The 23,196-nt window shown below is 54.6% G+C and carries 16 protein-coding genes; 14 read left to right on the top strand and 2 right to left on the bottom strand.

Translation table 11 applies throughout. The features are described from left to right. Positions 1 to 124 precede the first annotated feature (124 nt). The 9 genes from SH421x_RS18770 (at position 125) to SH421x_RS18730 (ending at position 8,010) form a co-directional block, all read left to right on the top strand. Entirely contained in the window at positions 125 to 1,012 is an 888-nt protein-coding gene (locus SH421x_RS18770; protein WP_488851366.1) for a LysR family transcriptional regulator, read from the top strand. A gap of 123 nt (positions 1,013 to 1,135) precedes the next feature. Beyond that, positions 1,136 to 2,461, top strand: coding sequence for a GTPase HflX (gene hflX, locus SH421x_RS18765; RefSeq protein WP_488851364.1), 1,326 nt, complete (start codon positions 1,136 to 1,138; stop codon positions 2,459 to 2,461). A gap of 2 nt (positions 2,462 to 2,463) precedes the next feature. Then, the gene (locus SH421x_RS18760; RefSeq protein ID WP_488851362.1) at positions 2,464 to 3,255 is read left to right on the top strand and encodes an SDR family NAD(P)-dependent oxidoreductase; all 792 of its coding nucleotides are present in this window, start codon (positions 2,464 to 2,466) and stop codon (positions 3,253 to 3,255) included. 132 nt (positions 3,256 to 3,387) lie between these two features. Further along, complete coding sequence (locus SH421x_RS18755; protein ID WP_488851360.1) at positions 3,388 to 4,875, top strand: Gfo/Idh/MocA family protein; 1,488 nt, start codon at positions 3,388 to 3,390, stop codon at positions 4,873 to 4,875. Positions 4,876 to 5,068: 193 nt separating this feature from the next. Next, positions 5,069 to 5,335: a BON domain-containing protein gene (locus SH421x_RS18750; RefSeq protein ID WP_488851358.1), complete on the top strand. Its 267-nt coding sequence runs from the start codon at positions 5,069 to 5,071 to the stop codon at positions 5,333 to 5,335. A gap of 95 nt (positions 5,336 to 5,430) precedes the next feature. Beyond that, positions 5,431 to 5,625, top strand: coding sequence for a hypothetical protein (locus tag SH421x_RS18745; RefSeq protein WP_488851356.1), 195 nt, complete (start codon positions 5,431 to 5,433; stop codon positions 5,623 to 5,625). After that, positions 5,625 to 6,017, top strand: a complete 393-nt coding sequence (locus tag SH421x_RS18740) for a type II toxin-antitoxin system death-on-curing family toxin (protein ID WP_488851354.1) — start codon at positions 5,625 to 5,627, stop codon at positions 6,015 to 6,017. The genes SH421x_RS18745 and SH421x_RS18740 overlap by 1 nt, the downstream gene beginning before the upstream one ends. 41 nt (positions 6,018 to 6,058) lie before the next feature. Beyond that, positions 6,059 to 6,811 (top strand): RluA family pseudouridine synthase, encoded by a 753-nt coding sequence (locus SH421x_RS18735; RefSeq protein ID WP_488851352.1) that lies wholly within the window; start codon positions 6,059 to 6,061, stop codon positions 6,809 to 6,811. Beyond that, a complete protein-coding gene (locus SH421x_RS18730; RefSeq protein ID WP_488851350.1) occupies positions 6,808 to 8,010 on the top strand; it encodes an amidohydrolase family protein in 1,203 nt (400 codons plus the stop codon). The genes SH421x_RS18735 and SH421x_RS18730 overlap by 4 nt, the downstream gene beginning before the upstream one ends. 48 nt (positions 8,011 to 8,058) lie before the next feature. On the opposite strand, the gene purM is transcribed toward SH421x_RS18730, so the two are convergent. Next, positions 8,059 to 9,120 (bottom strand): phosphoribosylformylglycinamidine cyclo-ligase, encoded by a 1,062-nt coding sequence (gene purM / locus SH421x_RS18725; protein ID WP_488851348.1) that lies wholly within the window; start codon positions 9,118 to 9,120, stop codon positions 8,059 to 8,061. Positions 9,121 to 9,558: 438 nt separating this feature from the next. Here purM and glgX point away from each other — a divergent pair, with 438 nt between their 5' ends. Both glgX and SH421x_RS18715 read left to right on the top strand, forming a co-directional pair. Further along, entirely contained in the window at positions 9,559 to 11,646 is a 2,088-nt protein-coding gene (gene glgX / locus SH421x_RS18720) for a glycogen debranching protein GlgX (protein WP_488856455.1), read from the top strand. Positions 11,647 to 11,780: 134 nt separating this feature from the next. Continuing rightward, positions 11,781 to 13,394: a hypothetical protein gene (locus SH421x_RS18715; RefSeq protein WP_488851346.1), complete on the top strand. Its 1,614-nt coding sequence runs from the start codon at positions 11,781 to 11,783 to the stop codon at positions 13,392 to 13,394. Between the two features lie 3 nt (positions 13,395 to 13,397). Here the strand turns inward: SH421x_RS18715 and aspS are convergent, their stop codons facing one another. Then, positions 13,398 to 15,182 (bottom strand): aspartate--tRNA ligase, encoded by a 1,785-nt coding sequence (gene aspS / locus SH421x_RS18710; RefSeq protein WP_488851344.1) that lies wholly within the window; start codon positions 15,180 to 15,182, stop codon positions 13,398 to 13,400. A 200-nt stretch (positions 15,183 to 15,382) separates the two neighbouring features. On the opposite strand from aspS, the gene SH421x_RS18705 reads away from it, so the two are divergent. The 3 genes from SH421x_RS18705 to SH421x_RS18695 all read left to right on the top strand — a co-directional run bounded on the left by SH421x_RS18705 (position 15,383) and on the right by SH421x_RS18695 (position 23,075). Beyond that, on the top strand, positions 15,383 to 16,714 hold the full coding sequence (locus SH421x_RS18705; RefSeq protein WP_488851342.1) for an HD domain-containing protein: 1,332 nt from the start codon (positions 15,383 to 15,385) through the stop codon (positions 16,712 to 16,714). Between the two features lie 371 nt (positions 16,715 to 17,085). Continuing rightward, positions 17,086 to 20,901 (top strand): SIR2 family protein, encoded by a 3,816-nt coding sequence (locus SH421x_RS18700; RefSeq protein ID WP_488851340.1) that lies wholly within the window; start codon positions 17,086 to 17,088, stop codon positions 20,899 to 20,901. 869 nt (positions 20,902 to 21,770) lie between these two features. Continuing rightward, entirely contained in the window at positions 21,771 to 23,075 is a 1,305-nt protein-coding gene (locus SH421x_RS18695; protein WP_488851338.1) for an IS1182 family transposase, read from the top strand. Positions 23,076 to 23,196 lie beyond the last annotated feature (121 nt).

The following is a 23,196-nucleotide window of genomic DNA, read 5'->3' as shown; positions in this document are numbered from 1 at the left end:
TGAGGGGCGTGTCACCTTCGGGTGATGCAATCTATTCTCGCCCGATTTTTGTCATGCTTCCAATGCATTGCCAGGATATCTACAATGCGTATTGGTTATCGCAGGCTCGGGGGCGAGAAAATCGATGGAAGTCAGTCAGTTACGTTATTTTTTGAAAGTGGCCGAGTGGAAGAACTTCACCCGGGCCGCCGAAGACCTGCTGGTTTCGCAACCAGCGCTAAGCCGTTCGATCGGTAAATTGGAAGAAGAGTTAGGCCAACCCGTTTTTGAGCGGCAAACTCGTTCGGTCGTGCTGACCGAAGCAGGGCGATTGTTGCAATCGCGGGCAGAGCAAATTCTGTCGCTGATTGCCGATACCAAGTCGGAGATCACCGACGATGGACGAACCGGCAGGATCCGGATTGGCGCCATTCCGACGATTGCCCCCTATTATCTGCCAGGCTTGTTGCAGGCGTTCGCCGCAAATTCTCCTGATTCGACCCTAACCGTCCAGGAAGAAGTGACCGAAAAATTGCTGCAACGGGTCGCGCAAGGAGAAATTGATGTGGCGCTGCTAGCGCTGCCGATTTCGATGCAGCATATCGAAGTGGAAACGCTGTTTGACGAAGAGTTGTTGTTGGCGATGCCGGCAGGGCACCCGCTGACATCCAAAAAGCGGATCACGATCGCCGATGTACGACCTTATCCCTTTATCTTGCTGGATGAGGCCCATTGTCTATCGGACAATATTGTTTCGTTTTGCCGGCAGAAGTCGTTTCACCCGGTTTCGGTCGAGAAAACCAGCCAATTGGCGACGGTGCAAGAGCTGGTCGCGCTGGGGCACGGGGTTTCGATGGTTCCGCAGATGGCTCGGCGTCTGGATCAAGACCCGCGAAGAATTTATAGTTCGCTCAGTGCCCCAAAGCCACAGAGGACGATTGCGATGGCTTGGAACCCTTACCGGTTTCAAAGCCGCTTGGTCGAGCAGTTCAAGCAAGTAACACGCAAATATCATGGTCCCGGCGGCGCGTGAACCTAATCCGGGGGGGCGCGTCCTTTCAGTTCCGTCGCTAGAGACTCTTGGAGGTTTCGCACGGCGAGATAAGATAATGACAGAACTACTTCTTTACTCATTTCCCAGGAAACCCGAGGCCGCGTGACTCAACGAGAACGGAAACAAAGCGTCGCCGAAGAAAAATCGGTATTGGTCAAAGTCATCCTCCCCGAGACGATCGTTGGAGACGATCCTTTTGATGAGCTGGCGGGGTTGGCGACCACGGCCGGCACCGAAGTGGTCGGCCGAATGACGCAGCGCCGCGACAAGCCAGAGACGGCCACCTATCTCGGCTCTGGCAAAGTGGAAGAGTTGAAACTGTGCGCCGAGGCTTCGGAAGCGGACGTCATTATCTTTGACAACGAACTTTCGCCGGCCCAGACCCGCAACCTAGAGCAGGGGACCGGGCTCAAAGTGATCGATCGGACCGAGTTGATCCTTGACATCTTTGCGACCCATGCCCAAACCTACGAGTCGCGTCTGGCGGTAGAACTTGCTCAGTTGCAATATGCCCTGCCGCGCCTGAAGCGAATGTGGAGCCACTTGGACCGCATCAAGATGGGCGTCGGGATGCGCGGGCCGGGCGAAAAACAATTGGAAGTCGACCGCCGCTTGGTCGAGAAGCGAATTCGCGACCTCAAAGATGATCTGGCCAAAGTCCAAGGCCGGCGAGAACGAGAAGTTGCGTCGCGCCGCAATGTTATGACGATCTCGATCGTCGGGTACACCAACGCTGGCAAGAGCACTTTGATGAACTACCTGACCGAGGCGCAAGTCTTGGCCGAGGACAAACTGTTTGCAACGCTTGATACGCGCACGCGGCGCTGGCAGCTTCCGCACTGGGGGCCGGTGCTACTGAGCGATACGGTTGGATTCATTCGTGATTTGCCGCACCGTTTGATCGCCAGTTTTAAAGCGACGCTCGAAGAAGCGCGGCAGGCCGACTTGCTGTTGCACGTCGCCGATGCAAGCAATGCCGATGTCGACAATCAGATTCGCGCTGTCTATGAAGTGCTGGAAGAAATCGGCATTGAGGCGAAAGATACGCTGTTGGTGCTTAACAAGATCGACGCGGTCAGTGATCACCATACGTTAGAAATGTTGATCCAGCGTTATCCTGACGCTTTGCTGGTCAGCGCCAAGACCGGCGAAGGTCGCGAGAAATTTGCGCTGGCGGTCAGCGACGCATTGAGCCGTAGTTTTCGCGATGTGGTGGTTGAGACAGGGATCGACAATGGCAAGTTGATGGCCTATCTAGCGTCGCACGGCGAAGTGGTTTCAAAAACCTACAGTGAAACGCGGATGAGCATCCATTGTCGGCTGCCGGCGCATTTTCTCGGTCGCATTGACGATCCTGAAACGGTGATTCGCGATTATGTGCCGACCGAAACGACTTCGGACGACGATTCGATTGAAGAAGTCGCCTGAAGATGGCGCGGCGCCAGCTACGTGGAAAACGTGTGATTGTAACCGGCGCTTCAAGCGGGATCGGTCGAGCACTGACTTTGCAACTGATCCTTGCCGGCGCCAAAGTGATCGCCACCGCGCGGCGCGAAGCGCGTCTACAGCAACTTGCCGTCGACGTCGCCGCGCCGCAGCAATTGGTGATTGTGCCGGGCGACATTTGTGATCCGGCGGTGCGAACCCGATTGGTGCAAACCGCCGTCGAGCAGTGGGGCGGACTTGATCTGCTGATCAACAACGCCGGCATCGGTGCTTTAGGGACGTTTGCAGATGGATCGCCAGAGCGAATTCGGCAATTGATGGAGGTCAACTTTTTTGCTCCCGTCGAACTGATTCGCACGGCGTTACCTTGGTTACGGCAGGGCCAGTCGCCGGCGATTTGCAACATCTCGTCGATCTTGGCTCATCGTGGTGTCCCCGCCAAAAGTGAGTATTGCGCCAGCAAGTTTGCGATTCATGGTTTTAGCGATGCGCTGCGGGCCGAACTTGCTAGCGAGGGAATCGACGTAATTTTGGTCAGTCCCAGTACGACCGAGAGTGAGTTTTCGACCTCGGTGATCGAAACGGCGGGTCGGCAGCCTGCCGCAGGGAAGGGGGCGATGACATCTGCTAATGTCGCCAAGGCGACTATTAAAGCGGTTCAATCCGGCAAGCATGAGGTGATTCTCAGCCCCGGCGGCAAGGTCCTAGTTTGGCTTGACCGGTTAGCGCCAACTTGGGCCGATCGGCTGGTCGCTAGGTTTGGTTTCGACCGCTAGCTGAACTGTTCGAGGAAAAATCATCTGCGTAATGATTTCCAATTGAGTCGAGATCGTTTATCATAGGGGATGCGTTTTTCACCAATCCCTGCCTTCCGCGCATTCTTCTTCCCTGCCTAATTGGAGCGCCCAATGACCTTGAAGTCTCGTCGTCAATTCTTGGAACAGTCGATGTTTGCCTCGGCTGCCGCAGTTGCTGCGACCGCTGTGTCTCCGCTGATGGCGGATGAGCCGAAGCAAAGCACCAGCCCGAACGAAAAATTGCGCGTCTGCACCATCGGCGTCAATGGTCGGGGCATGTCGCACGTGGGCGGAATGCTAAACCGTCAAGATGTTGAATACGCCTACATTTGCGACGCCGATTCGGATGTGGCCGGCAAGCGGGCCCAGCAAGTTGCTGACAAGCAAGGCAAAAAACCGAAAATCGCGACCGACCTGCGGAAGGTTCTGGATGACGACAGCGTCGACATTATCACGATCGCGACGCCGAATCACTGGCACGCGCTGGCCGCCATCTGGGCGCTGCAAGCCGGCAAAGACGTCTATGTCGAAAAACCGGTCAGCCACAATGTGAGCGAAGGTCGCCGCATCGTTGAAGCCGCTCGCAAATACAACAAAATCTGTCAGGCCGGCACCCAAAGCCGCTCGAATCCGGGCATGATCGACACGATCAATTTTGTGCAAAACGGCGGCATCGGCGAAGTCAAAGTCGCTCGCGGACTTTGCTACAAACCGCGCGCCTCGATCGGACCGGTCGGCGACTACAAAGTCCCGGCGTCGGTCGATTACGATTTGTGGGCCGGTCCGGCTCCGATGGGTCCGGTGACTCGCAAGCAGTTCCATTATGATTGGCACTGGCAATGGCCCTACGGCAACGGTGACCTGGGCAACCAAGGTATCCATCAAATGGACATCGCTCGTTGGGGTCTCGGCGCTGACGAATTGAGCTCGCAGGTGATCAGCTACGGCGGACGTTATGGCTACGAAGACGCCGGCACCACGCCCAACACGCAGGTTATCATTCACAACTACGGCGACCGCTCGCTGGTGTTTGAAGTCCGCGGTCTGGTCTACGACAAGTCGCTGCCCGAAAGCAGCCGCAAGTTCAAAAATTCGAGCGTCGGCGTGATCTTTGAGGGTACCGATGGCTATGTCGTGATCTCCTCGTATGGCGGCGGCGTCGCCTTCGATAAGGATGGGAAGAAGTTCAAAGAGTTCAACGGTGGTGGTGATCAACATCACTACAACAACTTCATCGAAGGCGTTCGTTCGCGCGACGTATCGAGCTTGAACGGCGAAGTTCTGGAAGGTCATCTTTCCAGCGCGCTGTGCCATACCGGTAACATCTCGTACCAGTTGGGCGAAAGCGTCACTGCCGGCGAATGCCTGGAACGTTTGGAAGCTTTGGAAACGACCGAAAACGTCAAGGCGACGTTGGAGCGTTTCACCGACCATCTGAAAGACAATAAGGTCGATCTGGCCAAGGACAAAGTCCAGCTTGGTCCGAACCTGAAGATGGATCCGAAGAGCGAAACGTTTATCGGCAATGAAGCGGCCAACAACATGTTGTCACGCGAATATCGCAAGCCGTACGAAGTTCCGGCGGCCGGCAAGGTCTAGGACCTGTCAGCCTGATTGGTAAAAATCGGAAACGCCGGCACCTTGTTGCCGGCGTTTTTCGTTTTTGTTCCCCTGCGATTTCCCGCGGTCTACGCGAGAAGTTCGCACTCCATTCATCCAGCGTTCGAAATAAGGGCGTAGTTTAGAGAAGCAGAGAACCCCTATCATGAATCTTGGATCAGGAAGTCTTCCCATGAACGCGGTATCCACGGAATTGGAAATCATGGCCGGCGAGAATCGTCGTGATTCTTCCGACGCTATTCTCACGACTGCTGCTCGGCAGATGCTCGACGGCAGCGGACGTATCGAACTAGCTCGTCTCTACTGCGCTGCTTGTGACGGCGAAGTCGTCTTGTGCGGCACCGTCCCGACCGACTCGCTGAAGCTGTCGGCCGTTCGACTGGTATCGCGACTGGCGACGGTCCGGCAGGTCTCGGACTTTATTGAAGTCGCTCATTAGATCAGAAACGGTTGGCGATTTGTTTGCGACTCGTTAGCGCCAGCGGCTATACTTTTATCGAGGGCTACAGGTGCGCTTCGAGAGAAGGAATGTCGATGACGATTTCGGTACAACTTGGGGAGGATGACTCTCAACTGCTGCAACAGGTTGCAGACAAGCTAGGGCTCAGTCCGCAGGACTTGGCAGTCACTGCTATCCGTGATTGGCTAGGCGCCTCCGCCGAAGACTTTCAGCGTGCCGCTCAGAGGGTGTTGCAAAAGAACGACGAACTATATCGGCGGCTTAGCTGATGCGTTTTTTGTCACTGGGCGAAGTAATAGCTCTGCATGAGCTCGTCGTCGCCCAGTCAGGCGGCGCTGCCGGGATTCGTAATCTCGGTGCTTTACTTTCCGCGATTGCGCAGCCTCGCATGCAGTTTGCCGGTCACGACGTCTATACATCGCTCGAACAAAAAGCGGCTGCGCTCTGCTTTTCGTTGACGCTCAATCATCCATTTGTTGACGGTAACAAAAGAATCGGCCATGCGGCGATGGAAACCTTCCTACTGCCAAATGGCTATGAATTGGAAGCGCCGATTGAAGAGAGCGAAAAACTGATGCTTGATTTGGCTGCCGGACAGTTATCGCGGGAAGGTCTACTACTGTGGGTAAGAAATCATTGCCGGCCATGTAGCCGGGCTTAGCGGTCGCCCTCGGCCTCGGTCATCTTCGCTATAATGGCCGAATGAATGAATCCACCACGCCCAGCGTTGATATCCTCTATGAACAGGGCCCCTGCTTTTGTCTGGCCAAACCGGCTGGGTTATTGACCCAAGCCCCTCCGCATATTGATAGCCTAGAGTCCCGTTTTAAAGCGTTTATCCGACAGCGCGATTTTAAAAACGGCAAAGTCTATCTCGGGGTTCCCCATCGGCTTGATCGTCCTGTTTCTGGCGTCCTAACGGTTGCGCGCAATGTGCGTGCGGCGCGGCGGATCTCGCAGCAGTTTGAGACGCGTCTGGTGCGTAAGGTCTATTGGGCGTTTGTCGCCGGTCAGCCGGCCGAAGATCGCGGCGTATGGGAAGATCCGATTCGCAAAATCCCCGACGTTGCGATGGCCGAGATCGTGCCGCAATCGGATCCTGCGGCTCGCTGGGCCCGGCTAAAGTATGAAGTCGTCCAGCGCACCGAGCAGGGCGCTTGGCTCGAAATCGAACTTGATACCGGCCGGTATCATCAAATCCGCGTGCAATGCGCATCGCGCGGCTTGCCGATTTTGGGGGATGTCTCGTACGGCGGCAAGATTGCGTTTGGCCCGCAAAGCGACGATGAACGAGCACGGCACGTTGCGCTGCACGCACGCTATCTACGCTTTCGGCATCCCATGGTCGAAGAGACTGTCGCCGTCACGGCGCCTTTGCCGGAGACGTGGAATGCGATCGCCGGCTGGAACGACACGTGGGAAGCCGAGCGCGTGATCGAAGATCCGATGTCATGAGTGACGCCCCCGTCTGTTATCGAGCGAAGTGGCTGGTTCCCGTCGATCGTGAGCCGATCGACGGTGGTTTGCTTTCGGTCGCCGCCGGGCGGATTGTAGCGATAGAGGAAAACCAAACTGGCCAGCCACCGATCGATCTAGGAGATGTAGCACTTGCGCCGGCGCTGGTGAATGCCCATACGCATTTAGAGTTTAGCGACATCGCGCAGCCGCTTGGAGAAGCAGGCATGTCGTTTCCCGCTTGGATCCAGCAAGTGGTTGGTCGCCGCCGTGCGGCTGGCGATTTGCTAGAAAGGCAAAAAAAGGGGGCGATTGCGACGGGCATCCAACAGTCGCAAGAGCAGGGGATCGCGGCCCTGGGAGAGATCACGACGTTTCCCTACTCGCTCGACATGTATCCCGCGGAAGCTGGCGTCGTTTCTCTACTAGAGCTGATCGGTCTTTCGCCGGATCGCAGTACAGAACTGATTGCGGCTGCGCAGCTGCATTTACAACAAGCGGCGGCCAAGGGCCAACTTGCCGGGCTCAGCCCGCATGCTCCTTATTCGGTTCGCCAAGATATTGTCTCGGCGGCGGTGCAGCTCTCCGCTGATTCTAAAACACCGCTGGCGATGCACTTGGCAGAATCGCGGGCCGAGCTGGAATTGCTTGATCGGCAGTCAGGCGAGTTCCGCGACATGCTAGAAAAGTTTGGTGTGTGGCGCGATGACGCATTTGCACCAGGGATGCGACCACTCGACTATCTTCTTCGGTTGGCTCAATCGCATCACGCGCTAGTGATCCATGGCAACTATCTGGATGACGAAGAATTGCGGTTTGTCGCGGAGCGCCGCGAAAAGATGACACTGGTCTATTGCCCACGAACGCATCAATACTTTGGCCATGAGCGGCACCCGCTGGCCAAGCTGCACCAAATGGGAGCTGCATTAGCGATTGGAACCGACTCGCGCGCGTCGAATCCTGATCTAGCGCTCTGGCGTGATGTGCAACTTGCGGCGCAGACTTTTCCAGAAATCCCGCCTGGGGAATTTCTGCGGATGGTGACGCTGACTCCGGCGATTGCGTTGGGGATTGATTCAACCCATGGTTCGCTGGCCATGGGGAAGACCGCGAAGTTCGCAATGTTTCCGATCGGCGCCAACATTGCTTTAGGCGAGTTACCAGAGGTTATGTTGGCCGTCGAGCCATCTCTCGTTTGAAGAAATTGGAATCAGGTCCCAATTTCTTCTTCGACGACCGCTCCGCTGCTAGTGGATCGTCACTTTTCCGCTGCCGTCAACTACTTCGCCGATCTCGAACGCTTCATAGCCGCAGTCGGCGACGATGCTCTTTACGTGGTTGGCGTAGTACGAGCTGACAATCAGGGTTAGTCCGATTCCCATGTTGAAGACACGGGCCATTTCGGCGTCTTCGATCTCGCCCAGCTTTTGCATCCAGGGGAAGATCGCGGGACGATTCCACGATTGCCCGTCGATTTTCACGTCGACGTTTTTGGGGAGAATACGTTCGATATTTTCGGCCAAGCCGCCGCCGGTGATGTGGGCGATGCCGTGCACGACATTTTTGACTTTATAGTGATTCAGCACTTTGCGAACTGGCGCGACATAGATCTTGGTCGGTCGCAGCAGCGCTTGGCCGACGGTTTCGCCTAGTTCGTCGACATGCTGATCAACGGTCAGCTGGGCCAGTTCAAACACCACCTTGCGAACCAGGCTGAATCCATTGGAGTGGATTCCGCTCGAGCTGAGCCCGATTACTTTGTCGCCGGCGGCGATTGCCGAACCGTCAATCAAATGCGCTTGCTCGGCAACGCCGACGCAAAAGCCGGCCATGTCATAGTCCCCAACCTTGTAAATGTCGGGCATGATGGCCGTTTCGCCGCCGACCAAGGCACAGTCCCCTTGTAGGCAGCCATCGGTGATTCCTTCGACCAGATCTTCCAGCAGATCGGGGTCGTCTTTCCCCATCGCGATATAGTCGAGAAAGAAGAGGGGTTCGGCCCCGCAGCAGATCGCGTCATTGACGCACATCGCGACCAAATCGACGCCAACCGTCTTGTGGATCCCCGTTTTTTCCGCAATTTTTAATTTCGTGCCGACCCCGTCGGTGCAGGAAATTAAAACCGGATTTTTGTATTTGCGAGCAAATAACGAGTTATCAAAGTCGAGCTTAAAAAGCCCTGCGAATCCCCCGTCGAGTTTCATTACCCGAGGGCTGTGGGTCCGGCGGACGAGTCGCGGAAGTCGCGACATCGACTCGGCGTAGATATCAAGATCGACGCCTGCGTCTTTGTAAGTTGCTTTGGCCATTGACTTTATTCGGGCAAGCTGCGGATGAAAGAGGCTATTTTCTCGCTGCTGGTCCAGATTGTCAACGAGCCGAGTAAGTTACTGCAATATGCGGCAGAACGGCGTTTTTCGAGTTAATTCCGACGAAATACGAAATCCACCGCTGTCAAATGTTCCCGGCCGTCCAATCGTTGCTATGATCCCAGTAAACGGGATTGCGCAGATTGTGCGGATTACTTGTTGACTGGAAGAGTCACGACTGGTTCTAGTCGGTAAGGTTTTCGCAGTACGTTTTCGTTTACCCTAAGCTATTGTTTCGCCAGACGATGCAACAAGCAATCACATTCAAAAAAACAAGATAGCGAGGGGTGATTTCAACGACACGACTTCAAGTCAGGTGTTAGCTTTCATTCGCTGATGCGAGGAAGCCCGTCTGACGAAGGAGCAATGTCGTCACCTATGCTTATGGTTTATCCCCACCCAGAGTTGCAGTTTACTCATATCCTTCCGTACGGCGCCGTGCTGCACGAGCGAGGCGTACAGTTTGTCGTGTTCAGTCGCAACGCGACGGCGATGCGATTGCTGATGTACAAATCGGTGGAAGATACCGAACCGTCGGAAATCATCGACTTCGATCGAGATACAGATCGTTGGGGCGACATCTGGAGCATCTTTGTTCCAGGAGCCAGCGCCGGCCAACTGTATCACTTTCAGGCGGAAGGTCCGTACGATCCAAGTCGCGGCTTGCTGTTTGATGGCCGAGCGCGCTTGATTGATCCGTACGCCAAGGCTTTGGCCGGAACTTTTCAGGCTGCCCATGACGGCATCGTGCGACCGCCAAAGTGCGTCGTCGTCGATGACCAGTTCAACTGGGAAGGCGATCGCCATCTCCGCCGTGATTTGTCAGAATCGATCATCTACGAGATGCACGTCAAAGGCTTTACGGCCAGCGAAACCTCTGGGGTCAAAAACCCTGGAACTTACGCCGGCGTGGTCGAGAAGATTCCGTATCTGAAATCGCTCGGCGTGACCGCGGTCGAATTGATGCCGGTCCATGAATTTCCGATCATGGACATGATGACCGGTGAGAAACCGGTTCGAAACAACTACTGGGGCTATGACTCGATGGCGTTCTTTGCGCCGCATCGTGGTTACGCCGCCAGCAAAGAGCCCGGCGGTCAGGTTCGCGAATTCAAAGAGATGGTCAAGGCGCTGCATCAAGCAGGCATCGAGGTGATTCTCGACGTCGTCTACAACCATACCTGCGAAGGGAACGAGATGGGACCGATTCTCGGCTTCAAAGGGCTCGAGAACCCGGTCTATTACATGATGGCCAACGGCGGCAGTCATTACAAAAACTATTCTGGCTGCGGTAACACGGTCAACGGCAATCATCCGATCGTCCGCGAGATGATCTTCCATAGCTTGCGACATTGGGTCCACAACTACCATATCGATGGTTTCCGCTTCGACCTGGCGTCGATTTTGAGCCGCGATCGCAATGGCAACTTGGTTCCCAATCCGCCGCTGGTCGAAGCGATCGCCGAAGATCCGTTGTTGGCTGACACCAAGATCATCGCCGAAGCTTGGGACGCCGCTGGCGCCTACCAGGTCGGTTCGTTCGCCAACATGCGTTGGGCCGAATGGAACGGGCGATATCGTGACGACCTTCGCTCGTTCTGGCGCGGCGATCCCGGCAAATTGGGCGCGTTGGCGACTCGCTTGGCGGGTTCAAGCGACCTTTATCAACCCGGCGGACGTCAGCCGTACCACAGCATTAATTTCATCACGTCGCACGACGGCTTTCCGATGAATGACATGGTGTCGTACAACGACAAGCACAACGAAGCGAACGGCGAAAACAACCGTGACGGCGATAACCACAACATCAGTTACAACTATGGCGTGGAAGGCCCGACGCGGCGTCGCAGCATCGAGAAAACTCGTCAGCGACAAATCAAGAACATGATGACCACTCTGCTGTTATCGCAGGGAGTGCCGATGATCTTGATGGGAGACGAATGTCGTCGCACGCAGGGGGGCAACAACAACGCCTACTGCCAAGACAACGATATCTCCTACATGAACTGGAAACTGGTCGAAAAGAACGCCGACCTCCGTCGCTTTGTCAAAGCGTTGGTGGCGTTCCGCCGCGATCAGCCCACCGTCCGGCAAAAGCACTTCCTAAGCGGAAAGCCGACCGGTCGTCGCGGATTGTTTGACGTCAATTGGTACAGCGCACTGGGAACGGCGGTTACTTGGGATGCAGCCGAAGGAACGTTGACATGCGTTCTGGCGGCGCCTGACGCGTCCAACGATCCGCATGGCGTCGGCCGTGACGTGTTGTTGATCATGAACGCGAGTGCGGCTCCGGCTCAGTTCATTCTGCCGCCGGTCGCCAAAGCGACCAGCTGGAGAATGTTTGTCGACACCGCCGCCGAACCCCCGGCTGACGTTTATCCTGATTTGAACGGGCCCCGTCCTCCGGCGTCCGGCAAGTTTGTCATGCCCGAACGCTCGATGCGAGTTTACGTCGCCGCGCGTTAAACCCCAGATTTGCAAAAAAAGTAGAGACATTTGATCGCCCGCACCGCAAGGTGCGGGCTATTCTTTTATAGCCGCCGCTTGAGCGAGGGGCGCTCGTTCCAACATTCCCCGCTTGTCCCTCCCTGCAGATTCCCGTGGTACGCTGGAAAATTGTTGTCGTTTGCCAGGCGATCTTCGTAGCGTTATACGCTATCAGCGCCCCTTGGGTTTTGTATGCGATTGGTCCCGATGGAACCGCGTACATTCAGCAAGCAGACTTCTTTGCGCGGGGTGATCTGTGGGAGGCCGCTTCTGGTTACTGGAGCCCACTGCTGTCAGTTCTTTCGGCGCCGATGATCGCCGCCGGTCTCGATTCCGTCGTCGCATTTCGGATCGCGCAAGGCATCGTCGGCGTGGGATATGTCGCCGCAGCTATCGGCGCGACAACCCAACTGTTTGATTTAAAAGCTCGCGGGCAGTGGATTATCGGTCTGATCGCCGCGCTCACCTGCGCTGCTTGGAGCGGTGGGCTGACCACTCCCGACGTTGCGATCGCTTTGTTTTTGTTGCTTTATTTTCCGCTCTCGGCTGCGGATCGCCTGCTTACCGATTGGCGTTACGCCGCCGCGGCCGGCGCTCTGGGCGCCGTCGCGTTTCTCGCCAAATCCTACGCGTTTCCTTTCTTTCTGGCTCACTTCACTTTTTGCGTTGCGATTCGTTATTTCGCCGATCGCAAAGAGACTGCGTTCTGGAAAGCGTGCGCTAGTTGGGGAGTTGGTATCCTGGTCTTTGCGATCGTCGCCGGGCCTTGGATCGGAATCTTGTCGAGCAAATATGGCCGGTTTACCTTCTCCAACTCCGGCGCCTTCAATCACTACCAAGTGGGGATCGAAAACTTCGATTGGCACGTCCTTTACAAGCTGCAAGAGCCTGTCGAGGGACGGATCAACGTCTGGGAAACGCCAGAGAATCTGGAGTTTGAAGATTGGTCGCCGATCGCATCCCAAGAAAATGTGATGCGGCAATTGCGGCATTTCAAAAGCAACGCGCGGAAGATTGTTGAAGGTTTTTGGGTCTTTGACGTCTTTGGGATGTTTCCGGCGGCGCTGTTTGTGGTCTGGCTAGCTTCTCTGACTCACGGTCCGGGTCGCGCTCGTTTTCTGGTCGTCTGGATGATCGTGACGTGCGGTATTTATGCCGGCGGATTTTTGCCGGTCGCGTTTGAGATACGCTATATGTGGCCGGTGCTGATGCCGCTGTGCATCGCCCAACTGTGGGCATTCTGTGAGCAACTGATCGCCGGCAATCCGCAGACCAACGAAACACAACCATCCGCTTGGCGGCGCTATGTGCCGCTGGCTTTTGCGATCTATCTGATTGGCAGCTGTTCGCTGCGGCCTACTTTTTATCTGCTGCGGGATGCGGTCAGCGAACGAGCTTCGGGACGCGTGCAGCAACGCTTGGGTAGCCAACTGCAAGCAGAGAAGATCGAGGGACCGATCGCGATGATCGGCAATCGCTGGCAAGACGGGCTGCTTGTCGCGTACTACGCGCAGCAGCCCTACTTGGGAAAAACCTTCGCCACCGATTGGACGGAGGCGCAGCAAGATATCGACCAGTTTGGCGTGCAAACGCTGATCGTCGATTCGCGGGAACCGCTGGCCGCCGAAATGCCAGACCACGGCGAGTGGCGTCTAGTCGCCACCACGCCGGTGCTTGATTACCAGCTGCGAACCTATCGCAAAACGCCTGAAAAAGTCGCCCAGTAGCAGCTACTTTTTCAGTTCGTCAGCTCGCAGCACTTTGATCGCCAGCTCTTCTAGCTGCTTACGATCGACATCGCCTGGCGCGTCGGTCATGAGGTCGGCTGCACGTTGCGTTTTGGGGAACGCGATGCAGTCGCGGATGTTGTCGAGCCCGCCAAACAGCATCACGCAGCGATCGATCCCCAACGCAATGCCGCCGTGCGGCGGAGCGCCATATTGCAGCGCGTCCAGCAAAAAGCCAAAACGCTCTTTGGCGTCTTCCGGCGTCATTCCCAACAGGCCAAAGACCGTTTGCTGTACCTGGTTGTCGTGGATACGCATGGTGCCGCCGCCGGCTTCGCTGCCGTTGATCACCAAGTCGTAGGCGACCGCGCGGCATTTGCCGGGATCACTTTCTAGGTATTGCAGGTCCTGCGGTCGCGGCGCCGTGAACGGGTGATGCATCGCGACCCAGCGATCGGCTTCTTCGTCATGCTCGAACATCGGGAACTCGACGATCCACGAGAAGTGCATCTGTTTGGGATCGTACAGTTTTAGTTCGGCGCCCAGACGCTTACGCAGCGCGTACAGCGCCTTGCAAGTGACGCTAAACTTGTCGGCGACAATCAGGATCAAGTCGCCCGGCTCGGCCTCAAAGCGGGCTTTGAACTTGGCCAGCAGTTCTTCGGTAAAGTTTTTCGCGATCGGCGAGTTGAGTTTGCCGTCCGCTTCACACTTGAACCATGCTAGTCCTTTGGCGCCAAAGTCGTTCGAGACGAACTCCGTCAACTCGTCGATCAGGCGACGCGAGTATTTGTCGGCGGCGCCTTTGGCGTTAATGCCGCGGACGCGGTTTCCGGCTTCGGCGACCGATTTGAAAACGCGGAACTCAGCCTCGGCGGCCAGGTCGGTCGCGTCGATCAATTCCATCCCAAACCGCAGGTCAGGTGCGTCGTGACCAAACCGCTCCATCGCTTCGTCAAAGGTCAGTTGCGGCAGCGGCAATTGAATGTCGATCCCTTTCAGCTCTTTCGCCATTCTTTGCATCAGCCCGTCGATGATGCCGATCACGTCGTCTTTGTCGACAAACGCCATCTCAACGTCCAACTGGGTAAACTCTGGCTGGCGATCGGCCCGCAGGTCTTCGTCGCGAAAACAGCGCGCGACCTGAACGTAGCGATCGTAACCGGCCATCATCAAGATTTGCTTGTACAGCTGCGGCGACTGCGGCAACGCATAGAACTGGCCATGATGCACGCGGCTCGGCACCAGATAATCCCGAGCGCCCTCTGGCGTGCTGCGTCCCAAGATCGGCGTCTCGACGTCAATAAACTGCTGCTCTTCAAAATAGTCGCGCATCATTTTGATGATGCGACTACGGAGCATCAGCGTCTCTTGCATCGACGGACGACGCAGGTCCAGATAGCGATGCTTTAGCCGCAGGTCTTCACCTGGCAGATCTTGCTGCGTCGGCAAAAACGGAGGCGTCTTGCACTTGTTCAGCACTTCTAGCTGAACGCAGCGGATTTCGATTTCACCGGTGATTAGCTTCGGGTTGACGGTCCCTTCGGGGCGCGCGCTGACCTTGCCGCTGACCTTGATCACGTCTTCGCAGCGCAAAGCGCGAGCCGCTTCTTGAATCGCGGCGCCACTTTCGGGGCTGAAAACGATCTGCGTCTTGCCATAGCGGTCGCGCAGGTCGACAAACAAGCCGCCGCCATGGTCGCGATAGCTGTCGACCCAGCCGCACAAAGTTACTTCAAGGCCGATCTGAGCGGCACGAAGCTCGCCGCAAGTATGCGTTCGTAACACAGGAGTTTCCCGAGGTTGGGCTGCCGGTGAGGGTGAAATGCCGTATTCTAGACGGACGCAGCCAATGCGCAAAGGTTCCCCCCGGCCGAATGGATTGTCGCGGCGACGGTAAAGTTTCGCCGAATCGGCTGTTTAGACGTGTTAGGCGGACTCGGTTCGTCGCCTTCTCAGCCGACCAGCAGCGCAGGTATAACGAGCGAATGACCGATATTCTGCACATCCCCGAAGTTGCCGGGCTCAACGTCAAACGCCAGGTCGTCCGCATTCCCCCCGAGATGGACGTCCCGCTCTCGCCGCGAGTTCGGCAACTAATTGACTCGCCAGAATTCCGCCGATTGCAGCAAATTAGCCAATTGGGGCTGGTTTCGCTGGTCTACCCGGCCGCCAACCATACCCGGTTCGAGCATTCGCTGGGCGTCTACCGCACCGCGCTCCTCTATTTGCAGCAACTAGGGCATGATGAGCGGTTCGCCGAAATTATCACGCCGGCCGACGCCGAGCTGCTGATTGTCGCCGCGCTGTTGCATGACCTGGGACATTGGCCCTTTTGCCACCCGATCGAAGACCTGCGTCTGGCCAACGTGCCGCAGCACGAAATGTTCGCCAACAGTTTTTTGCTGGAAGGAGAAATCGCCGACTGTCTGCGTGACGATTGGGGTATCAACCCGCGCGACGTCGTGGCGCTGCTGTCCGAGAAGGCTCGCACCAAAAAAATGCAGGTGCTGCAAAGCCTCCTCTCGGGCCCGATCGATGTCGACAAGATGGACTATTTGCGCCGCGACAGTTTGCACGCCGGCGTTCCGTACGGCATGAACTTCGACCAGCAGCGCCTGATCGGCAGTCTTTGCTTAAATCAGGCCGGAACCGGCTTGGCGCTGACCAACAAAGGGCGCACCGCCGCCGAGATGATGGTCTTTGCCCGGTATATCATGTTCAGCGAAGTCTATTGGCATCACGCCGTCCGATCGGGCACAGCGATGTTTCAGCGGGCTTTCTATATCCTGCACGATCAACTCGATCTCGATTCCCTCTTCCGCCAGGTCGAGCAACCGATGATCGCGTCAATGCGCGGCGCCGCCGGCAACGGACCGGCCAGGGACCTGCTGTATGGCTTGTTCGGCCCGACGCGGCGCGTCTACAAACGGCTGCTCGAATACAGCTTTGTCGAAAACCCCGACTTCTACGACCTGATCGCGCGCCGACCGTACGCCTGGCTAGAACGCCTGTCGGCCGAACTGGCCAACCGGCTAAGCACGACCATGACGCGCCGCATCGCGCCGCACGAAATCTTGATCGACGCACCGCCGATCAAGTTAGAAGTGCAATTCAACATCGAGATCTACTCGCCCAAAGAAGACAAATACCGCATGCTGGGCCAAGTCTCGCCGATGGTCGAAACCTTGGCCAAACGCCAGTTCGACGACTACGTGAAAAAAGTAAGAGTCTTCGCCCATCCGGCGATCATTGATGATCTGCGGAAGATCGACAGGATTGAAGATCTTTTGGCCGATGCGATTGAGGCGATCGACTAACGGAAAGCGGAAAGCGGAAAGCGGGCGGAGTTTCGATCACGCCCAATTCTTAGGCCCAAAGCGGCCGTTCTAACCTAGCCCAGGGCGCTCGTCGCGAAGCGACGGAGCCCTGGGTTTGTGTTTATTAAATATGCTGACGTTTGATGGGGCGGATCTTGAATGCAAGCCCCATTCATTGCCACGGCGTTGCCTAACAATGATTGGGGCCTGCAATCTAGGTTGGTGACAATCAATCAAGTCGAGTCCATTCGCCTTTGCTAAAATCAATCGCTGTCAAACGGAACAGTCGTGCAAAACCAATTGCCACGCAAGTCCGTGGCCATTGGGCGTATATGCGATGATTTTCGGAGCCATTCAAACGGTGGTAAGCCATGCGATTTATCCAAAACGGTCCTTCGATCCCAGACGAACTCTTAAACGCTCGCGATGAAGGCAGAGTTGTCTTTATATGTGGTGCAGGCGTATCCATGGCGGAAGCTAAGTTGCCGACATTTATTGGATTAGCAGAACGAGTAATCTCGCGTCTTGGTGTTGAGCAGGATCTCGAGATACGCAAATTAATGGAAGTTTTTCAGGACAAAAAAATCGGCGGGTTGATCGCTGCCGATCTAGTGTTTGGTCGTCTGGAGCGCGAGTTCGAAGTATCAGACATTGAAGCTGCTGTTGCTGGTTCTCTGAATCCAGGCGATTCTCCACCGACTAGGCCGCACGAAATACTACTACGATTAGCCAAGACCCCGTTAGGAACGACGCAGCTTCTTACAACCAATTTCGATCGCTTGTTTAGCGTAGCCAAACCGGAGCTACCGAGCTTTGAACCTGGACAACTACCTAATCCGGAAGTTTTCGGCGAGTTGGACGGGATTGTACACCTTCATGGACGAGTGAATGATGCGTATACGGGAGCAACGGAATCAGGCTTCGTTCTTTCAACATCAGGTTTTGGGCACGCATATCTGGCAGAGGGTTGGGCGACCAGCTTTATAAAAAAAGTCATCGCAAATTACATTGTTGTATTCGTTGGCTACTCGGCGGACGATCCACCTGTTAGCTATCTTTTGGAAGGCCTAGGGCGAGTGAAAAACTCAAATCATCGCCTCTATGCATTTCAAGATGAATTCGACCAAGAGGGAACGGCAAAGTGGAATCAACGAGGAGTGAAGCCGATTCTATTTAATCCCGATAACGGCTATCGGATGCTTTGGGACACGCTTTCGAGTTGGGGAGAACGCGCTGAGAATCCCGACGCATGGAAAGACAGGACGCTTGAACTCGCCAAAGAAGAGCCTGACAGGTTGACTTCTTTTGAGCGAGGTCAAATCGTCCATATCATTTCCGACAATTCAGGCGCCCAAAAGTTTTGTCAAAAGCGGCCACCAGCTACTTGGCTGTGCGTACTCGACTCGAAGTGTCGCTTTGCCCCTCCAGGGCGTCAGCGTCGGTACGATCTAGATTCTCCAATCATTGATCCGTTTCAGTTATATGGACTTGACTCTGATGTTGAGCCGAAACCTCACTCCGCAGGGAATGATTATCAAGAACGAAAAGTGCCAGAGGGAGCCTGGAACGCATTTCGTTTTCAAAATTCGGAGTCAAGCATTAGCTTTGGTCCGGAAAATTATCAGGTAAACGGCGGTTCTCAGACGCAGCAATTGCCTGCTCGCTTCGGATGGCTGAGTCGGTGGCTTTCAAGTGTCCTTGACGAACCGGCTTCCCTATGGTGGGCAGCTGATCAGCCAATACTGCATCCTACATTCCGCGATCAAATCGAATGGACACTTGAAGAACTTGAACGCGAAACCTCAACGAAGTGGGTGGAGACTTGGAAGTACTTGCTAGAGGCTTGGTCAGAACGCGAGTCTCGCAGGCATCGGCGAATGGCCACGCCACATGATCTTCGACAACTATTTCAAGGTATCGAAGTGGATGGGTGGTCAGAATCGAGACTTCGAGAGAAATTTCACCAACTTAGACCATATATTTCAGCCGATCGCGGTTTTATGGCGAAGTCCATAGCGCCTCGCAAAGTAGAAACCCCCGAGTCCTGCGAACTAGTCCGTTTTAAAGTTGAATTTCCTTGCTATTCCGAACTTGCATCGAAAATACCCAGCGAATGGCTGGCGCCAGTAATCAGAGAGCATCGAAAGAACCTTGAGTTGGCCATTCAACTCTGTCGCGAAGTGGGCGATTTTCAACTCCAACATCTGAGCCCCATTAATCCCGACAAACAAAAGGGATTTGGGATTCATTGTCGCGATGATGGTATTTCGGGAAATCTCCTTTTCTTCGCGACATTGTTTGAGCGTCTGATAGAAATCGATCCAGATCGAGCAAAATGTGAGTATTTGTCTTGGCCGACAAAAGATGAGTTCGTTTTCGCCAGACTTCGTTTTTGGGCTGCATCAAAGGAAGAAGTCGCAACGGTAGAAGAATATGTAGGTGTAATCAATTCATTGAGTGACGATTCTTTCTGGGATGGATATCACCAACGTGATTTACTCATTTCGCTCAAACAAAGATGGAGCGGTTTTTCGGCGGATCAAAAAGTAAAGATTGAGAACCGAATCCTCAAAGGCATGCCGCGTTGGAAAGATCCTGATGAAAAAGAGTTTGAGGAATATCGAGTTTGGGAAACATTGACCCGTTTGAATTGGCTTTCAACTAGCGGTTGCGAATTCACCTTTGATATATCGAAGAAGATAAGCGAACTAAAATCGAAATCGCCAAACTGGACAGAAAAATCTGGCGAAGTTGCCGCCCAATCTAGAGAGCCGCGATCCGGCAGGGTGGAACACGTAACAGACTGCGGAGTTTTACTTGACGTTCCCATCAGCAAAGTACTCGAAAAGTCACGAGAAACCTCAAGAGGCGATAGCTTCGAAGGATTTGTCGAGCACAGTCCATTCGCAGGCTTGAGTTCGAAATATCCGGTAAAGGCATTGGAAGTCTTAAAGCACGCCGCCTTGCAATCCGATTTCCCAGATTGGGCTTGGCGGAACTTTTTGAGGCCCGACTATCGTAAAAATGACTCAGTGGAGTTTACGTCGGAGATATGCAATTTACTAATGTCGGCCAACCAGGATCAAATTCGCCCAATCCTTTATGACGTCACATGGTGGTTTAACGAAATTCACGAGAAGTTGAAGAGAGACCAATCCGAGCTATTTGATCAGGTCGCAATCACATTGCTAGATGCACTTACGATGCCGGGGGATCACACAAGATCAGGTATTCGCGCGGTAGGTTCGACGAGGAATTGGCAAACGGAAGCAATCAACTCACCCGCTGGTCATATTGTACGATCTCTGTTGTATGACAATCGAATCGATGAAGGGCAAGGACTGCCGGAGAGTTCCCGTAATTTGCTTGCGAGAGCCCTCGCTTTGCCCGCGGATTCACGTCAATACGCTATTTCTATTCTGTCGGGTCAGTTGAACTGGCTCTATGAACATAATTCAGACTGGACGATGGCTCATCTTCTAAATGTTTTCGAAACTGGCTCCGAAGTTGATCGCCAGGCCCTTGTAGACGGATATCTATTGCATTCCCAATTTTCCCCGTCGGTTTTTAAGTACTTGAAAGGGGATCTATTTCAACGAATAGAAGCTGCAAATGCTTTTGATGATTGGGAGTTTCAAAGTGTAGCGATGCATGTGCTCAGTAGTTGGACGCACGGAGATGAGGGAGAAAAGTGCGTCACCGATTCAGAATTACGTGATCTTCTAATTTACGGTAATCGTGGATTTCGGATAGCTGTATTGCACTATGTTCACTTTGACTTTGACAAACAAGATGCGGCCGATTGGGAATTAATAGAGCGCCTTTTCAATAGTGCGTGGCCAATTCAGAAGTCGGTCAAGAATGATCCTCCGACAGCCAATCGGCTCTTTGAAATTCTTGTGACTTGTGAACTTCGGTTTCGAGATGCCCTTGATTTGCTACTTCCAAAAATCGGGAAGCTAGAACAGGGAAACCGCATTCATTCTCTTTACGAAGATAGGAGCCATACTCTCGCATCGAAATACCCGGAAGAACTGCTCAAACTTTTGTACACAGTGCTATCCGAAGATGCGCTGAACTGGCCGTATGGTACAAGTACAGTGCTTGAAGTAATCGGTGCTTCCTCAGCAAATTTGAAATCCGATCGGCGATTACACGAACTAAAGTTTAGATTGCGTTCACTTTGAGACTGTCGAGTTGAACACTTTTTTGGCTTTTATTCAGATGCTACGGCGTCAGTGGGGGTGGACCCTTTTTTAGTCCACTGCCTATTCATCGTCACACGTCGAACGATCGAGAAGCGACCAATTACGTCGATTCATTTTATATTTCGCTGGCGTCACCATTATCTCTTCTTGCGGATGCCCGGCCACTGGCGAGGGTGGACCGAAGTTCTCGATATCCTAATCCAACGTCAGCATTGCTGGGAGTTCGCGTACCCAGGGCTGCGAGGTATGCAACGGCCTCTCTGTACCTAAGCGAGTTCGTGGGATGAGTTCTGTTCCATTTGGCTGTCAAGCATTTGCCTGGGCGATCTTTGGAAGTTGCCAGTGCGATTTCCTTCACAATTGAATTGAATGCCGATTTCGCAACTGCTTTGACCTCCTCACGCGGGGCAAAGTTGACTAGCTGCCGAGCTGGTTATTTTTTCGAGAAAGGATTGACAAAGTGCGGGTCTTTACTTAGAATGTATTTATACATTAACGCCTGGCGAGGTCGACATTCTTTCCTCGCTGCAGCGGAGGGTGCGATCCTCCCCACCGGCAAAATTGGCCGTTGAGTCAGCTCGACGGCGGGCGAGGCTGAACGGTTAATTTCTCAAGACGAATGTCTCCCCAAGTAGGGAGTTCAAACCTGCTCTTCTCCTTCAGGCGACATTCGAGCTTAGTCAGCAGGGATTCTGGCCCGGTCGAACAGTGTCAACGTCTAAACTATCCAGTTCTCCATTTGGGCAAGCTGGGAAGTTTGTTAAAAAAACATGCTTGCGAGTCCAGTGAGGCTGTGATTTTTTCCAACCCCGCTTGGCGACACAAAATCGCGGCGCTAAAACGGGGGGATGGATAATTCAAACTCACAACCAGACGTTTCTCGGGTGCGCGTGAAGCGGCCGGAGCGGTTTCAAGTTCAGTTTCGGGATGCTTCGTTGGATCAGATGATTCCGCGGGATCATCGCGTCCGGGCGGTTTGGGCGTATGTCGATTCGCTCGATCTGACGCCGCTATATCAGAAGATTCGCGTCGTCGAAGGATCGGCCGGACGCGATGCCGTTGATCCAAAAATCTTGATGGCGTTGTGGATGTTCGCGATTATTGAAGGGATCAGCAGCGCTCGACATGTGGCGCGACTGTGTACGCGCGACTTGGCTTACTTGTGGATTTGCGGCGATGTCGGCGTCAATTATCACCTGCTGGCAGACTTTCGTACGATGCATGGCGAGTTCCTCGATGAACTGTTGACCGACACGATTGCGACGCTGCTGCACCAGAATATTGTCACGCTGGAAACGGTTGCTCAAGACGGCATGCGAGTGCGGGCCAGCGCCGGCACCAGCTCGTTCTTTCGTCAGCAGACGCTGGAAAAATGCCGCGAAGAAGCGGCAGCGCAAGTAAAAAAGTTGCGTGACGAAAGCGACGACAATTCGGATAACGGCGTTAGCGACGCTCGCCGCAAGGCGGCGCAAGAGCGGGCGGCGCGCGAACTTTTGGACCGGGTGAACAAAGCCTTGGAAGAATTGCCGGAACTGCAGAAACAAAAAGATCAGCAGAATAAAAAGAAGCGCAAAGAGGCGCGTTGCAGTACGACCGACCCGGAAGCACGCAACATGAAGATGGGCGGTGGCGGATTTCGTCCGGCTTATAACGTGCAATTCGCGACCGATGCCGAGACGCGTCTGATCGTTGGCGTCGACGTTAGCAACAACGGCAGCGATGGTCATCAGATGCAGCCGATGCATGAAAACCTCTGCGAGCGTTATGACAAAACTCCCCAGCATTACATCGTCGACGGCGGGTTCGCGACCCGGGGAGGAATCACGGCGGTCGAGCAAGCCGGCAGTCAAGTGACGGCTCCGATGACTTATGTCGAGCAGATCGAAAAGCGAGGGGGCGACCCGTACGCACGCCGCAAAGAGGACAACAACGAAATGGCCGCGTTCCGCGAACGAATGAAAACGGAAGAGGCTCAGGCCCGGCTAAAACAACGCCCCTCGATCGCTGAATTCCCCAACGCCGAATGCCGCAACCGGGGCCTGCAGCAGTTTCGGGTTCGCAGCCTAAAAAAAGTGAAAACGGCGACGCTATGGTACGTCATCACCTACAACTTCATGAGGATGCTGAGTCTGGGAATCCTAAAACCGGCCTAAAAAGGAGACCCAAGCAGAGCGGAACCAAGCGACCCGCCCCGAACGGACCGCCGCCATCCACTCCAGAAAATAGCAACCGAAAATCGAGCGCCCAACCAGCCGCTAAAAAACGAAAAACGCC

The organism is Blastopirellula sp. SH421 (genome assembly GCF_057808535.1).
Note: the sequence above shows the minus strand (reverse complement) of the source record. Positions and strands in the feature narration are given on the sequence as shown.

Excerpts from the sequence above, each read along its gene's own strand:
- SH421x_RS18770 (WP_488851366.1), top strand. The coding sequence starts at position 125 with ATGGAAGTCAGTCAGTTACGTTATTTTTTGAAAGTGGCCGAGTGGAAG.
- SH421x_RS18760 (WP_488851362.1), top strand. The coding sequence starts at position 2,464 with ATGGCGCGGCGCCAGCTACGTGGAAAACGTGTGATTGTAACCGGCGCT.
- SH421x_RS18755 (WP_488851360.1), top strand. The coding sequence starts at position 3,388 with ATGACCTTGAAGTCTCGTCGTCAATTCTTGGAACAGTCGATGTTTGCC.
- SH421x_RS18750 (WP_488851358.1), top strand. The coding sequence starts at position 5,069 with ATGAACGCGGTATCCACGGAATTGGAAATCATGGCCGGCGAGAATCGT.
- SH421x_RS18745 (WP_488851356.1), top strand. The coding sequence starts at position 5,431 with ATGACGATTTCGGTACAACTTGGGGAGGATGACTCTCAACTGCTGCAA.
- SH421x_RS18740 (WP_488851354.1), top strand. The coding sequence starts at position 5,625 with ATGCGTTTTTTGTCACTGGGCGAAGTAATAGCTCTGCATGAGCTCGTC.
- SH421x_RS18735 (WP_488851352.1), top strand. The coding sequence starts at position 6,059 with ATGAATGAATCCACCACGCCCAGCGTTGATATCCTCTATGAACAGGGC.
- SH421x_RS18730 (WP_488851350.1), top strand. The coding sequence starts at position 6,808 with ATGAGTGACGCCCCCGTCTGTTATCGAGCGAAGTGGCTGGTTCCCGTC.
- purM (WP_488851348.1), bottom strand. The coding sequence starts at position 9,120 with ATGGCCAAAGCAACTTACAAAGACGCAGGCGTCGATCTTGATATCTAC.
- glgX (WP_488856455.1), top strand. The coding sequence starts at position 9,559 with ATGCTTATGGTTTATCCCCACCCAGAGTTGCAGTTTACTCATATCCTT.
- SH421x_RS18705 (WP_488851342.1), top strand. The coding sequence starts at position 15,383 with ATGACCGATATTCTGCACATCCCCGAAGTTGCCGGGCTCAACGTCAAA.
- SH421x_RS18700 (WP_488851340.1), top strand. The coding sequence starts at position 17,086 with ATGCGATTTATCCAAAACGGTCCTTCGATCCCAGACGAACTCTTAAAC.
- SH421x_RS18695 (WP_488851338.1), top strand. The coding sequence starts at position 21,771 with ATGGATAATTCAAACTCACAACCAGACGTTTCTCGGGTGCGCGTGAAG.